A 14,931-nucleotide genomic window follows, 5' to 3' on the forward strand; every position below is an offset into this window, starting at 1 on the left:
GGTCGACGTTCCGCGGCGCGCGCCAGGTGCTGATGGTGATGACGGACAAGGTGTGGCGCAAAGAGCTCCTCTCGCGATCGGCGAGCGGGGCGGCGAGCTGAGAGGGTCATCGATGACGGAGCCAGTGAACAACAGGCCGAAGATCGAGCGCCAGCAGCGGCGCGGCTTCACGGGAGACGTGGCGGCGCTGGCCGGGTTCGTGGGGACGAACGGCGCCCCGCAGCTGCCGGCCCTGTGCGAGCCGCGGTTGCCGGGCGTCAACCTCGCCAGCTGGGGCGCGGCGCGCCGCGAGGAGATCGAGGCGACCTTGCTGCGGCACGGCGCCATCCTGTTTCGCGGCTTCGACGTCAAGGGGGTCTCCGATTTCGACGCCTGCGTGCAGGCCATGTCGGGGGGCGCCGTGCGCTACAATTTCCGCGCGTCGCCGCGCACGCAGGTGGACGACCGCTTCCACGTCTACACGTCGACGGACTACCCAGCGAACGAGCGCATCTTCCCGCACAACGAACACTCGTATTCGCCGGTGTTCCCGCTGCAGCTGTACTTCTACTGCGAGGTGCCGGCGGCGACCGGCGGCGAGACGCCGCTGGGGGACACGCGCGCCCTCTTGCGCCGTCTCCGACCCGACGTCCGCGAGCGCTTCGTCTCGCGCGGCATCATGTATGTCCGCAACTACGGCGACGGCATGGGCTTGCCCTGGCAGACGGTGTTCCAGACCGACGACCGGGCCGAGGTGGAGCGTTACTGCCGCGAGGTGGGCATCACCCCGGAGTGGAAGCCCGGCGATCGGCTGCGCACGCGCGTGGTGGGGCCCGCGGTCGTCAAGCACCCGCAGACCCGGGAGGACGTCTGGTTCAATCACGCGACGTTCTTTCACGCGCTGACGCTGCCCGAGAGCGCGCGCGACCGGCTGCTCGCGGAGTTCTCCGAGCAGGACCTGCCGCAGAACACGTTTTACGGCGACGGCAGCCCGATCGAGCCGGACGTCATCCGCTATCTGCAGGACCTCTACCGCGACGTGATGACGGAGTTCCCCTGGCAGGCCGGGGACGTGGTGCTGCTCGACAACATGCTTGTGTTGCACGCGCGCAATTCCTTCACGGGGCCGCGCCGCGTGCTGACGGCGATGGCGCGCCCGCAGAAGAGCGCTGAGCTGGAGCGCCCTGCCCGCTGAGGCGCGGACCTTTACTTCGGCACTTTCTCCAGGACAATGTCATGAACGAGCTAGAGCAGCATACGGAGGGTTTTCGCCTCTCGCGCCAGCAGGCCGACGCCGTGGACGCCGAGCGGCGGCTGGGCCGCCCGCTCATGGTGCGCGGCACCCGTCGCTTCGATGGCGCGGTCGAGCTGCCACGGCTCGCCGCCGCGCTGGAGCGCGTGTGCGCTCGGCACGAGGTCTTGCGCACGGCCTTCCGCGACGTCGCGGGGCTCGGCCATCCGCTGCAGGTCATCGACGCGGCCCCGGCGTACCGGCTCACCGAGGGTGCCCTCGACGAGGACGCCGAGCGCGCGCCTGCGCCCGCTCCGTCCGGCTCGGGCGCAGGCGCCGTGCTGTCGGTCTCCGTGCGCCGCGCCGAGCGGGGGAGCGACGTGTGCGTTGTCGCGCCGGGCTCGCGCCTCGACGAGAGCTCGATGGAGGCGCTGCTGGAGGAGCTCGAGGCCGCCTTGAAGGGCCAGGAGGCGGACGGCGATCCGCTCCAGTACGTCGACTACTCCGAGTGGCAGCACGAGCTCTTGCAGAGCGACTGGGGCCGCCAGGCGCAGAGCTTCTGGGCGAGCCGGCAGCGGGCCGACGCGCTCGCCGCCGCGCTGCCGTTCGAGAGGAGCGCGGCGGCAGGGTCTTCTGTCGGCGCGGTCGAGCTCGATTTCGAGCGTCTGCGCCCTGCGCTCTCGCAGCTCGGCCGCGCGCTGGACGTGACGCAGCGGGACGCGTTGTTCTGCCTCTGGGCCGCGTTCGCCGCGCGCGCGTTCGGCCGGAACGACGTGGCGATCGCGGTCGTGGCCGACAAGCAGGAGGCGGAGCTGGACGGCGCGCTCGGGCGCTTCGCCCGCCGCATCCCCGTGTCCTGCGCGCTCGACCCGGCGGCGAGCCTTCGTCAGGGCTTCACGGCGGCGCACGTGGGCCTCGCAGAGTGCCTCGCCTGGCGCGAGGCGTTCGTCGAGTCCTCGCTCTGGGGGCACGCCGCGGGGCTGCCGTCCTACGCGCTCGGCTTCAGCTACCGCGAGCTCGGGGGCGCGGCGGGGGGGCGGCGGCGCACGCGCGTGGAGCTCGACCCGGCCGAGCTGGAGCGGCTGCGGCTCGAGCTCGTGGCCGACGCGGAAGGGACCGTCGTGCGCCTGCTGTACCGGGAGGGCGCCCTCGATCGCGCCACGGTGGAGATCTGGGCCGAGCAGCTCGCGACCTTCGCGGGCGGGGTCGGGGCGGATCTCGATCGGCCCTTGCGGAGCGCGCCCTTGCTCGGCGAGGCCGAGCGGCGCCGGCTCCTCGAGCAGCTCGCTGGACGGCCCGCGCGCCCGACGAGCGAGCCGTGCTTCCTGCACCAGCTGTTCGAGGCGGCCGCGCGCAAGTACCCCGAGCGACCGGCGATCGTCCACCGCGACGTCGAGCTCACCTACGGCGAGCTCGAGCGGCGCGCGCAGCAGGTGGCGCATCACCTGCTCGCGCAGGGGGTCGGCCCGGAAGAGGTCGTGGCCGTGTACGCCGGGCGCTCGTGCGAGCTCATCGTGGCGCTGATCGGCATCCTGCAGGCCGGCGCGGCGTATTTGCCGCTCGATCCGAGCTATCCCGCCGAGCGCTTGCGCAGGATGGTCGAGGACGCGCGCGTGCGGCGCGTGCTCGTGCTCGCCCCCGAGGGCGCGGCGCCGGAGCTCGGCGACGTCGCGTCGATCTCCCTCGCGGAGGGCTCACCGGTGTGGCGGGCGCCGAGCGGCGCGCTGCGCGCCGAGGGCTCGCCGAGCCGGCTCGCGTACATGATCTACACCTCGGGGTCGACGGGCAGACCCAAGGGCGTGATGGTCAGCCACGAGAACGCCGTGGCGTCGACCCGCGCTCGCTTCGGGTTCTACGACTGGGACCTCGAGTGCTTCCTCCTGCTCTCGTCGGTGTCGTTCGACAGCTCCGTCGCCGGCATCTTCTGGACCCTCGCGTCCGGGGGGCGCCTGTGCCTGCCCGAGGACGGCGAGCACAAGGACGCGACCTTGATCGCCGAGCTCATCCGGCGGCGCGGCGTGACGCACCTGCTCACGCTGCCGTCGTTCTACGAGCAGCTGCTCGGTGAGCTCGGATCGAGCCGCGTGCGCGGCGTGATCGTCGCGGGCGAGGCGTGCCCGGCCGCGCTCGCGCGGCGCCATTTCGACGCGCTGCCGGAGGTGCGCCTTGTCAACGAGTACGGTCCGACCGAGGGCACCGTGTGGAGCACGGCGTGGCGGCTGCGCGCCGGCGACGCCGGCCCGGTGCCGATCGGGGGGCCGATCGAGACGACGCGCGCCTACGTGCTGGATCCAGCGCTGGAGCTCGCGCCGATCGGCGCGACGGGAGAGCTCTTCATCGCCGGCCAGGGCGTTGCGCGCGGCTACTTCGGGCGCCCGTCGCTGACGGCGGAGCGCTTCCTGCCCGACCCCCACGGTCAGCCGGGCGAGCGCATGTACCGCACCGGCGACAGCGTGCGCTTCCGGCCCGACGGCGCCCTCGAGTTCTTCGGGCGCGTCGATCAGCAGGTCAAGCTGCGCGGCTACCGCATCGAGCTCGGCGAGATCGAGTCCCGCATCCTGGAGCACGCCGAGGTCGCGGAGGCGGCGGTGGCCGTGCGCGAGATCTTGCCGGGGCAGGGGAGGCTCGTGGCGTACGTGGTGCCCGCGGCGCGTCCCGTGGCGAGCGACGCGGACGCCTGGCGCGGCCTCGAGGAGCGGCTGCGCGAGCACCTGTCGAGCCGCTTGCCGGAGTTCATGCAGCCGGCGCACTGGGTGGCGCTCGCGGCCTTTCCGCAGACCCCGAACGGCAAGATCGACCGCGCCGCGCTGCCGGAGCCCGCGCGCGAGGCGACGAGCGAGCACGTGGCGCCCCGGGACGACCTCGAGCAGCGGCTGGCCGACGTCTGGCAGCAGATCCTCAGGGTCGAGCGCGTCGGCGTGCACGACAACTTCTTCAAGCTCGGCGGCGACTCCATCGTCCTGCTGCAGGTCGTGGCGCTCGCGCGCCAGCGAGGCTTCCAGCTCACCGCGCGCGACATCTTCGGGCACCCCACCGTCGCGACGCTCGCCGCGTTCGTCGCCGCGGAGCGCCTCGTGGGCCCCGCCGGCGGGTCGCTCGACGCCGAGCTGCCGCTCTCGCCCGCGCAGCGCTGGTTCTTCGGGGAGCACGGCGCGGCGCCGGACGCCCAGAGCCAGTGGCGCATCTTCGAGCCGCGCGAGCGGCTCGACCCCGAGCGGCTCGAGCGCTGCCTGCGCCAGCTCGTCGAGCAACACGACGCCCTGCGCCTGTCCTTCGCCAGGGCCGAGGACGGCAGCGTGCGCCAGGCGCACGTGCCGGTCGACGTGCTGCACGAGCGCTGGGCCCGAGCCCCGCTGCTCGAGCGCTGCGCGCTCGACGACCTGGGCGCGTTGCCGGCCCGCATCGACGCCGCCCGCGCTCGCCTGCGCCTCGAGGAGGGGCGCCTGCTCGGCGCGCTGCTGGTCGAGCTCGACGGCGCCCAGCGGCTGGTGCTCGTCGTGCACCGCCTCGTCGTCGATCCCGTCTCCTGGCAGGCGCTCGCCGACGACCTCGGGGCGCTGTACCGAGACGGCGAGGGAGACCGGAGCGGCTCGATCGGCCGATCGAGCCCGCTCGCGAGCTGGACCGAGGCGCTGACGCGAAAGGCCGCCAGCCCGGAGCTCGCGGCGGAGCTCGACCACTGGCGGGCCCAGCTCTTCGACGCGCGCTCGGAGACCTTCCCCCGCGACCACGGCGGCACCGACTACTCGGCGGAGCTCGCGGGCGTGAGCGTGGAGCTCGACGCCGCGCTGCTCGCGGCCTTGCTCGATCGTGTCTGCCAGCCGCGCCGGGTCAGCCTGGAGCACGTGCTGCTCGCCGCCTTTGCGCGCGTGCTCTGCCGCCACGGTCGCAAGAGCTCGATCGTGGTCACGCTCGAGCGTCAACGCGCGTCGCGCCCCTTCGAGGGCGTCGAGCTCGGGCGCAGCGTGGGCTGGCTGTCGAGCCATTTCCCGGTGCGCCTGCGGCCCGAGATGCACGGCGTCGCCGCCGGGCTGTCCAGCGTCACGAGGGTGAAGCAACAGCTCGCCAGCGTGCCCGGCAGCGGGCTCGGCTACGGCGTCTCGAAGTACCTGGCCGCGCGCGACGTGGCGGACGGGATCGCGGACGCCGCATGGCCGCGCGCGGCCTTCTCGTTCCGCCAGCACGACACCGCCCCGGAAGGGCTGCTCCGGCCGAGCGCTCTCGCGGCGGGGCCGGTGAGCGCCGGCGCCCCGGGCGCGTGGCTGAGCCTCGAGGCTGCGCTCGTCGACGACCGTCTGAGCCTGTCGTGGGTCTACCAGCGCGCGCTGTACCGCGAGGAGACCGTCGCCGCGCTCGGGCGGGACCTGCGCGCCGAGCTCGAAGAGCTCGCGGCCCAGGCGGCCGTCGCGCCGCTCCGCGCGGTCGAGCCCGGCGATTTCCCGCTCGCTCGCCTCGACCGTGCCGCGCTGGACGAGCTCGCCCTCGACTGGACAGAGGTCGACGACGTCTTGCCCTTGAGCCCGATGCAGCAAGGCATGCTGCTGCACACCCTGCTCGAGCCCGGGTCCGGCATCTACCTGATGCAGGACCACTACCTCATCGACAGCGAGGTGGACGCGAGCAAGCTGGCCGACGCCTGGGCCGAGGTGGCGCGCCGCCACGCCTCGCTGCGCGCGCAGTTCGTGTGGCGGCAAGAACGCAGGATGCTGCAGGTGATCCGGCGCGACCTGCCGGTGCCCCTCGAGCAGCTCGACCACCGCGGGCTGGACGAGGCGGAGCAGCGCCGGCGGCTGGCGGCGCTCCTCCGCGCCGAGCGCGAGCGCGGCTTCGACATGGGCCGCGCGCCGCTCTGGGCGCTGCGCCTCGTGCGGCTCGGCGAGGCGCGCTACGAGCTCGTGATCAGCCACCATCACATCATCATGGACGGCTGGAGCTGGGGCCTCGTCTGGCTCGACGTGTGCGCCGTCTACCAGGATCTGCTCGACGGCAAACCGGCGCGGCGGCCCGCGGCGCCGTCCTACGGTGAGTTCATCGCCTGGCTCGAGGGGAAAGACCCGGAAGCCGCGGCCCGCTACTGGCGCGCCGCGCTCGCGGGCTTCGAGGAAGCGACGCCGCTGCCCTTCGACCGCGCGCCGGCGCCGGAGGCGGGCGTCTCGCGCATCGACGCGGTGCGCTCGACGTGGTCCGAGGCGGAGACGCGCGCGCTCACCGAGCTGGCGACGCGCCACGGCCTCACGACCAACACCTTCTTGCAAGCGGCGTGGGCGATGACGCTGAGCCGTTACAGCGGCCGGCGCGACGTGCTGTTCGGCGTCACCGTCGCGGGCCGCCCGCCGGAGCTGCCGGAGCTGCAGCGCGCTGTGGGGCTGTTCATCAATACGATCCCCTTGCGCCTGCGCTTGCCCGACGAGCGCGTGCGCGTCTCGGAGCTCCTGCAGGCGCTGCTCGAGCAGAACGTCGAGATGCGCCAGCACGAGCACCTGCCGCTCGTGCGTGTGCAGGCGCTGAGCGCGGTCCCGAAGAGCGATCCGCTCTTTCATAGCCTGCTCGTGTACGAGAACGTGCCGCTCGACAGCTCCGTGCTGCCGCACGCCCAGAACCTGCGGGTGCGCGCCGGTACGTCGCGCGTGCACACGAACTATCCGCTGACGGTGATGATCCTGCCCGGGCGCGAGCTGGGCCTCGATCTGTCGTTCGACGAGCGGCTCTTCGAGCGCGCGACGGTGGCGCGCCTGCTCGCCGAGCTCGAGCGCTGGCTGCGCGCGCTGATCGCGGGCTTCGAGCGGCCGCTGTCGGAGCTCGCGCGCGCGTCCGAGGCCGAGCGTCGCGCCCTGCTCGAGCACGGGCGGGGGCCCGCGCGCCGCGTGCGCGACGAGCGCGGGTATGCCGCGCTGGTCATCGAACGCGCCCGCCGCACGCCCGACCGTGTCGTGGCCCGCTGCGAGGGGCAAAGCATGACGTACGCCGATCTCGAGGCGCGCTCGGCGCAGGTCGCCGCTGGCCTGCGCGCGCGGGGTGTGCCGCTCGAGGGGCGCGTCGGCGTGCTGGTCGAGCGCGGGCTGGACCTGCTGGCGTTCGCGATCGGCGCGCTGCGCGCGGGCGGGGTGTACGTCCCGCTCGATCCGTCGCACCCGCCGGAGCGCCTGGTGCGCACGCTGGTGCGCGCGAAGATCCGCGTCGTGCTCTGCTCGCCCGCGACCGAACGGCTGCTGCGGGCGGCGCTCGGGGACGCCGGCGTCGCCGCCGAGGTGGCGACGTGGGTGCCCCCTGCGGCGGTCGAGGGCGAGGTGGCGGCGCTCGCCGACGCCCCCTACGCCGGGCCGAGGAGCGTTGCGTACGTGATCCACACGTCGGGTTCGACGGGCGAGCCGAAGGGCGCGATGGTCGAGTACGCGGGGATGTTGAACAACGTGCTGGGCAAGATCACGGACCTCGGGCTGACGGGAGAGGACGTGATCGCCCAGACGGCGTCGGCGGCGTTCGACATCTCGGTGTGGCAGCTGTTGACGGGGCCGGCGTGCGGCGCGCGGCTGGAGATCGTGCCCGACGCGATAGCGCACGATCCTGTGGCGCTCTTGCGGCACGTGCAGGCGACCGGGATCACGGTGCTGGAGAGCGTGCCGAGCCTGATCGAGGCGATGCTGTCGGAGCCGGCGCTGCCGCTGCCGAGCTTGCGCTGGATGATCACGACCGGGGAGGCGATGTCGCCCGAGCTCGCGCGTCGCTGGCGGGAGCGCTATCCGGAGATCGGGCTCTTGAACGCCTACGGTCCGGCGGAGTGCGCTGACGACGTGGCGCTGTGCCGGATCGAGGCGCCGAGCGAAGAGCGCCTGCACCTGTCGATCGGGCGCGCGACGGACAACAACCGGCTCTACGTGCTCGACGCCAACCTGGATCTCGTGCCCTTCGGCGCGACGGGGGAGCTGTGCATCGCGGGGATAGGTCCGGGGCGCGGCTACATGGATGCGCCCGGGCACACGGCGCGCGCGTTCGTGCCGAATCCTTACGCCGAAGAGCCCGGCGAGCGGCTGTATCGCACCGGAGACCTGGTGCGGTTCGAGCCGGACGGGAGCCTCGCGTTCGTCGGCCGCGCCGACCACCAGGTCAAGATCCGCGGCTACCGCGTGGAGCTCGGCGAGATCGAGGCGCGGCTGCGCGAGCATCCGGCGGTCAGGGAGGGGGTGGTCGTCGCCAGGCACGGCGCGCAGGGCAAGCTGCTCGTCGCGTACGTGGTGGCCGCCGCCGGGCGCGAGGCGCGCGCCGCAGCGCTGAAGGAGCACCTCTCGCGGCTCTTGCCGCGCTACATGGTGCCGTCGCACATCGTGGTGCTGGAGCAGCTGCCGTTGAACGCGAACGGCAAGCTCGACCGCAAGGCGCTGCCGGACCCCGAGCTGGACGTGGAGGGGGCGCGGCAAGATTACGTGGCGCCGATCACGCGGTTCGAGCAGACGATCGCGGAGATCTGGCGCGAGGTGCTCACGCTGGAGCGCGTCGGGCGGCACGATGACTTCTTCGAGCTCGGCGGCCACTCGCTGCTCGGCGTGCAGGTGATCGCGCGGCTGCGGCGTCGCACCGGGCGCGACGTGCCCCTGCGGGCGCTCTTCGAGGCCAGCGAGCTCGCCCGGTTCGCGGAGCGCGCGCAGGAGGGGTGGCCTGCCGAGCCGCACGTCGGCGAGCGGCGAAAGGCATAGACGATCCATGACGAACACGACGAGTGAAATGAGGCACGCCGCGGGCTTCGCTGGCCTTCCGGGCGACGTGTTGCTCACCGGCGCCAGCGGCTTCCTCGGCATTCACTTGCTGCATGATCTGCTGGTCGGCGGCGCGACCGTCAGCTGCCTGTTGCGAGGGGAGAGCGAGCAGGGGGCGCGGCGATCGCTCGAGGACCGATGGCGCTGGTTCTTTCCAGACATCGAGATCGAGCCCCACCGCGAGCGGCTCCGCGTCATCGTCGCCGACGTCACGGCGCGGCACTTCGGCCTGAACGAGCGCGCTTATGACGCGCTCGCCGAGACGCATGGCGCGATGTTCAACGTGGCGGGGAACGTGAACGGCCACGAGCTCCACGAGCTGCTGCCGATCAACGTCGGCCTTGTCGAGTCGCTGATAGAGCTCAGCCGATACGGCTGCCCCAAGCACCTGCACCACGTCTCGACCGTCGGCGTCGTCGGTTACTTCAGGGGGCGACCCCCCATCGAGGCGTTCGCCGAGCAGCACCTCCAGGAAGGGCAGGTGTTCCTCGACGCCTACAGCGAATCCAAGTACCGCGCGGAGGTGCTCTTGCGCCAGGCGATGGCGCAAGGCATCGCGGCCACGGCATATCGCGTGGGCTTCATCGGTCCTCACGGCCAGACGGGAAAATTCCAGCAGAACCCGGAACAGAACTACACGAGCCGCTACGTTCGCGCCTGCGTGCGCCTCGGCTTCGCCCCCTACTTGCCGAAGGTCCAGATCCCGATCACGCCCGTCGACGCCGTCGCGCGCGCCATCCTCGCCCTCGGATCGAGCGGCGAGAGCGCTGGGCAAACATACTACGTCGAGACGCTGAACCCCGTCAGGCACTACGAGGTCATGCGCGTGCTGCAGGCCGCGGGTTACCCGCTCCGGCTGATGGAGGTCGCTGACCTGATCGGGTGCGCCGCGCGGCTCTCCAGCGACAAGGAGTCTCTCGGGCTGGTGCTGCCCCAGGCCGCAGACCCCGAGACGCTCCAGGTGCCGATCGACGCGAAGGCCAGCCTGGCGGCGCTGGCGCGCTGCGGGTTCGACCACGCGTCGTCAGGGGAGTGGCTCGGGCGCTTCGTCGCGCACGCGATCGAGGTGGGCTTCCTCCCGCCGCCGCGCTTCTGGGGCGAAGCGCCGCTGCCGTGCGGGCTCATCACCTGAGGCGGGCTCTTGCTACGGTTCTTGCTTCAACTGGTCAAGTCCTCCCGAGCGCTGATGGCGAGCGCGCTGGTGGGCAGCGTGCTGAGCGGCCTGGGCGTGAGCGCGGTGATCGCGCTGATCAACCGGGCGCTGGAGAGCGAGCGACCCCCGCTCGCGCACGGCCTGGCCTTCGCGGGGATCAGCCTCGCGATGCTGGCTTGTCGCTGGTGGGCGCACGGCGAGCTGGTCAAGCTGAGCGAGAGGACCCTGGCGCGCCTTCGCGTGCTCGCCAGCCGCCAGCTGGCCGAGACGCGCTATCGCGAGCTCGAGGAGCGCGGATCGGCGCGGCTGCTCGCGCTGCTGACCGAGGACGTCGGCACCGTCGCCGACTTCTTCGTGACCCTGCCCGCGCTCGTGGTCCACGGGGCCGTCTTGCTCGGGTGTCTCGGCTACCTGCTCGTCCTGTCCTGGCAGGCGTTCGCGATCGGCGTCGGCGTGATGCTGGGCGGGGCGCTGTTGGTTCGCCGCCCGAAGCGCCGGGCCAACACGCTGCTCGGTGAGGCGCGCGCCGCGGAGGACCGGGTCTACCAGGCGTTTCGTGCGCTGTTCAGCGGCGCCAAGGAGCTCACCCTGAACGCCCGCCGGCGCGAGGCGTTCCTGGTGGACGTGGTGGGCCGCAGCACCGAGGCGGCGCGGCAGCTCTGGACGCGGGGGCTGTCGCTGCACGTCGCGGCCGTCACCTGGCAGATCTCCCTGTTCTTCGCCGTGATCGGCAGCGTGCTCTTCGGGCTCGGCAGCGTGGCCCCGCTGCCCGAGCCCACGCGCTCCGGCTACGCCCTGATGGTGCTCTACATGCTGATGCCCCTGCTCGCGCTGGCGCAGGCGAGCCCCGCCTTCGAGCGCACGCGCGTCGCGCTCGACCGCCTGCGCTCGTTCGGGGTCGACACCGCCGCGGTCGCGCCGGGCGCGGCGCCGCCGGCGCCCGAGCCGTTCCACAGCCTGCGCCTGGCCGGCGTGCAGCACAGCTACCGCCGGGAGGGGGAGGACGGCGTCTTCGTCCTCGGGCCCGTCGATCTGGAGCTGAGGCCCGGAGAGCTCGTGTTCCTCGTCGGCGCCAACGGCAGCGGGAAGACCACCCTCGCCAAGCTCATCGTCGGCCTGTACGAGCCGGAGGCAGGCGCGATCGTGCACAACGGGAGGCAGGTCGACGCGAGCACCCGGAGCGCCTACCGCGAGAGCTTCTCGGCCGTATTCTCCGACTTTCACCTGTTCGAGGCCCTGCTCGGCATCGACGCCGTCGACATCGACGACCGCGCGAACGCGCTGCTCGGCGCGCTGGGGCTCGCGCACAAGGTGACGGTGCGCGACGGGGCGCTCTCCACCACGCGCCTGTCGAGCGGGCAACGCCGGCGTCTGGCGCTGCTGATCGCCTACCTCGAGGACCGGCCGGTGCTCGTGTTCGACGAGTGGGCCGCCGACCAGGATCCCGCGTACAAACGCGTCTTCTACGCCGAGGTGCTGCCCGCCCTGCGGGCCCGCGGCAAGGCCGTGCTGGTGGTAAGCCACGATGACCGCTTCTTTCACCTGGCCGATCGCTGCCTGAGGCTCTCGGCCGGACGGCTCGACGAGATCCCCGTACCGCCTCCCCCCCAGGGCGCGCCCGAGGCCGTGCGCGAGGGCGTGTTCGCCCTCGGCCCGCCGCGGCGAGACGGGCAGCCCGCGCTCCGGACGCCATGAGGTTCCTGCTCTCTCTCGCACACGCCTCCCGCGCGACGCTCGCCGCCGCGCTGGCCGCCAGCATCCTGAGCGGACTGCTCGGCGCGGCCCTGACCGCGCTGATCAACCGGGCGCTCGACGCGAGCCCTGGCGAGCTCCTGTCGCTCGGGCTCACGTTCGCGGCCGCCTGCGCCGGCATGCTGGTCTTTCGCATCTGGTCCGAAGCGAAGTTCGTCGAGCTGAGCCAGGGCACGCTCGCGCGGCTCCGCCAGCAGGTCTGCCGCCGCATGGCCTCGGCGCCCTTTCGCGAGCTCGAGACCCAGGGTGGCGCGCGCTGGCTGGCGGTGCTGGTGGGGGACGTGCAGCGCGTGGCGGATTTCTTCGTCACGGTGCCGAAGCTCCTCGTGCACGGCGCCATCGTCCTCGGCTGCCTGGGATACCTCGCCATCCTGTCCTGGCAGCTGTTCCTGTTCGCGATCGGCATGGTGCTCGCCGGCGCCTGCCTCCACCTGGTGCTCGTGGGGCGCGGGCACCGGCACCTGTCGCGCGCCCGCGACGAAGAGGACGCGCTGTACGAGCACTTCCGGGCGCTGATCGACGGCGCCAAGGAGCTCAACCTGAGCCGCGCGCGGCGCGAGGCGTTCCTCCGCGACGTGCTGGAGCGCTCCGTGGACGCCGTGCGAAAGCAGCGCACGCGCGGCTTTCTGGTCTTCGTCGGCGCGGGCAGCATCGGCAGCTTCCTGTTCTTCGTGGTGATCGGCGTCGTGCTGTTCGTGATCTCGCCGCGGATGGACGTCGACGGCTCGGTGCGCTCGGCCTACGCGCTGATGTTCCTGTACATGATGCACCCCATGGAGGTGCTCGTGGAGGCGGTGCCCGAGCTCTCGCAGGCCCGCATCGCCCTCGAGCGCCTCGAAGAGCTCCCGCCCGAGCCGCGAGCCGCCGCGGCGGACGCGGAGCGGAAGGGGCGCGGGCAGGCAGGCGAGCTCGCTGCGGAGCGCGCGTTCGAGCGGCTCACCCTGCGCCAGGTCAGCCATCGCTACCGTCGCGACGGCGAGGACGATCCCTTCCTGCTCGGCCCCATCGATCTCGAGCTCAGGCGCGGCGAGGTCGTGTTCCTTGTCGGCGGCAACGGCGGAGGCAAGACGACCCTCGCCAAGCTGCTGGTGGGGCTTTACGAGCCGGAAGGTGGGCACATCCTCGTCAACGGCGAGGTCGTCTCCAGCGAGCTGCGCGAGCGCCACCGCCAGCGCTTTGCCGCCGTCTTCTCCGAGTTCCACCTCTTCGAGGACCTGCTCGGCATCTCTTCCGAGGACCTCGACAGACGCGCCCGCGCCCTGCTCGCTCGCCTCGAGCTCGCCCACAAGGTCAGCGTCGAGCGAGGCGTCTTCTCCACCACGGAGCTCTCGCGGGGCCAGCAGAAGCGCCTGGCGTTGCTCGTCGCCTACCTCGAAGACCGCCCCGTCTACGTCTTCGACGAGTGGGCGGCCGACCAGGACCCCATCTTCAAGGACGTCTTCTATACCGAGCTCTTGCCCGACCTCAAAGCGCGCGGCAAAGCCGTCCTCGTCATCACCCACGATGACCACTACTTCCACCTGGCAGACCGCCAGCTGAAGCTCGACTCCGGGCGCATCGAGGAGCGCGGCGTAAAGCCAGCTGCAGCCGCGACTTGAGGTAGGTTAGGGTTCTCCCCAGGCATGATCCTCCCCACCTGCATGTCGCGTGGAGTCCGGCTCTCCAGGGCTCTCGCGCCCGCGCTGGCGGTGCTCGCGACGTGGCTGTGCGCCCCGCGCCCTGCCTGCGCCCGCCCGCTCCCGCGCCTGTTCCTGAGCTGCAGCGAGGATTGCTTCGATCCCTACCTGCGCCAGCAACTGAGCTACTTCGACTTCGTGCGCGACGTCTACCTCGCCGACATCGCGCTCGTGATCGTGGGGCAACCGGCAGGCAACGGCGGCGAGCAGTGGACCGCGACGCTCGCGCGGCGCACTCCGGAGCGAGCGTTCGAGTCCCGTCCCCCCGCCTCCGTGCTCTCGCCCCCGGGCGCCCCGGCGCACGCCGCGCGCGATCGCTTGTTACGGCTCGTCCTCCGCCTGCTCTTCACCGAGCTGGTGAGCACGCCGCACGGCGAGGCGTTCGAGATCGGCTTGCCGCAGCGCCAGCAGCTCGAGCTGAGCTCGCTGGACGATCCGTGGGACTACTGGGTATTCGCGCCTGCCGCGTGGGGATCCGCCGAGGCGGGCAGCGGCTACTACCGGGCCCAGGCTGGCGGCGGCGCCGCCGTGCGACGCATCACGGAGCACTCGAAGGTGCGCCTGATGGGAGGCTACACGCGCAGCCTCAGCAGCTACCGCCTCGAGGACGGCAACCGCATCTCCGGCGACGTGTACGAATGGGACGGCCGCGCGCTGTACGCCCACTCCATCGGAGGACACCTCGCCCTGGGCGCCAACTTCACCGCGGTGGGCAACGAGTTCGAGAACTACCGCTGGCACTTACATGGAGGGCCGGTCGTCGAGGTCAATGTCTTCCCGTATGACCAGAGCGCGACGCGGCAGCTGCGCTTCATCTACCAGATCGGGGCCTGGGCGAACGGCTACATCGAGGCCAATGAGGCCGGGCTGCGACACGAGCAGCGGCCCTACCACGCCCTGTCGATGATCATCGACATGAACCGCACCTGGGGCAGCGTCGAGTGGATCGGCCAGGTCAACGAGTTCCTCGACGACCCCGAGCTGTATCGCATGAGCACGGGGCTCACGCTGAGCGTGCGCTTGTTCGAGGGCCTGACCGCATCGATCGAGGGCCAGTTCGCGTGGGTGCGCGACCTGATCAACCTGCGGGGGCGGACGATCACCGACGATGAGCTGCTGCTGGAGACGGCGCAGCAACCCACGGACTTCACGAGCACCGCGAGCCTGTCCATCACGTACACGTTCGGCAGCGCGCACAACACGGTGGTCAACCCGCGCTTCGGGCGGATCGACCTGGAGGATGAGTGAGCCAAGGCTCCAGGGCCGCCACGCGGCCCGGGAGGCCACGCGCACGACGGGACGCCGCGGTCGGGACCTGAGAGGGGCTCCTTCCGATGGCGGCGCCGGTCGCCATCGGAAGGAGAGATTCGTGCGCTTGCCTCGGCGCAG

The 14,931-nt window shown here is 72.1% G+C and carries 6 protein-coding genes; all 6 read left to right on the forward strand.

What is annotated here, in order from left to right:
* The first annotated feature begins 112 nt into the window (after nucleotides 1-112).
* Genes WMF24_RS43245 through WMF24_RS43270 form a run of 6 tightly spaced genes read left to right on the forward strand, consistent with a single transcriptional unit; the run spans nucleotide 113 to nucleotide 14,790 of the window.
* Nucleotides 113-1,174 carry a TauD/TfdA family dioxygenase gene (locus WMF24_RS43245; protein WP_437733321.1) on the forward strand — a complete coding sequence of 354 codons (1,062 nt, stop codon included), beginning with the start codon at nucleotides 113-115 and terminating at the stop codon, nucleotides 1,172-1,174.
* Between the two features lie 41 nt (nucleotides 1,175-1,215).
* Entirely contained in the window at nucleotides 1,216-8,901 is a 7,686-nt protein-coding gene (locus WMF24_RS43250) for an amino acid adenylation domain-containing protein (protein ID WP_437733322.1), read from the forward strand.
* A gap of 7 nt (nucleotides 8,902-8,908) precedes the next feature.
* Nucleotides 8,909-10,093: an SDR family oxidoreductase gene (locus WMF24_RS43255; protein ID WP_437733323.1), complete on the forward strand. Its 1,185-nt coding sequence runs from the start codon at nucleotides 8,909-8,911 to the stop codon at nucleotides 10,091-10,093.
* Nucleotides 10,094-10,114: 21 nt separating this feature from the next.
* On the forward strand, nucleotides 10,115-11,809 hold the full coding sequence (locus tag WMF24_RS43260; RefSeq protein WP_437733324.1) for a cyclic peptide export ABC transporter: 1,695 nt from the start codon (nucleotides 10,115-10,117) through the stop codon (nucleotides 11,807-11,809).
* The gene (locus WMF24_RS43265) at nucleotides 11,806-13,464 is read left to right on the forward strand and encodes a cyclic peptide export ABC transporter (protein ID WP_437733325.1); all 1,659 of its coding nucleotides are present in this window, start codon (nucleotides 11,806-11,808) and stop codon (nucleotides 13,462-13,464) included. The genes WMF24_RS43260 and WMF24_RS43265 overlap by 4 nt, the downstream gene beginning before the upstream one ends.
* A gap of 24 nt (nucleotides 13,465-13,488) precedes the next feature.
* Entirely contained in the window at nucleotides 13,489-14,790 is a 1,302-nt protein-coding gene (locus tag WMF24_RS43270; protein ID WP_437733326.1) for a hypothetical protein, read from the forward strand.
* Nucleotides 14,791-14,931 lie beyond the last annotated feature (141 nt).

The sequence above is a fragment of the Sorangium sp. So ce1335 genome (genome assembly GCF_051521615.1).
Classification (GTDB): Bacteria; Myxococcota_A; Polyangia; order Polyangiales; family Polyangiaceae; genus Sorangium.

Excerpts from the sequence above, each read along its gene's own strand:
- WMF24_RS43245 (WP_437733321.1), top strand. The coding sequence starts at position 113 with ATGACGGAGCCAGTGAACAACAGGCCGAAGATCGAGCGCCAGCAGCGG.
- WMF24_RS43250 (WP_437733322.1), top strand. The coding sequence starts at position 1,216 with ATGAACGAGCTAGAGCAGCATACGGAGGGTTTTCGCCTCTCGCGCCAG.
- WMF24_RS43255 (WP_437733323.1), top strand. The coding sequence starts at position 8,909 with ATGACGAACACGACGAGTGAAATGAGGCACGCCGCGGGCTTCGCTGGC.
- WMF24_RS43265 (WP_437733325.1), top strand. The coding sequence starts at position 11,806 with ATGAGGTTCCTGCTCTCTCTCGCACACGCCTCCCGCGCGACGCTCGCC.
- WMF24_RS43270 (WP_437733326.1), top strand. The coding sequence starts at position 13,489 with ATGATCCTCCCCACCTGCATGTCGCGTGGAGTCCGGCTCTCCAGGGCT.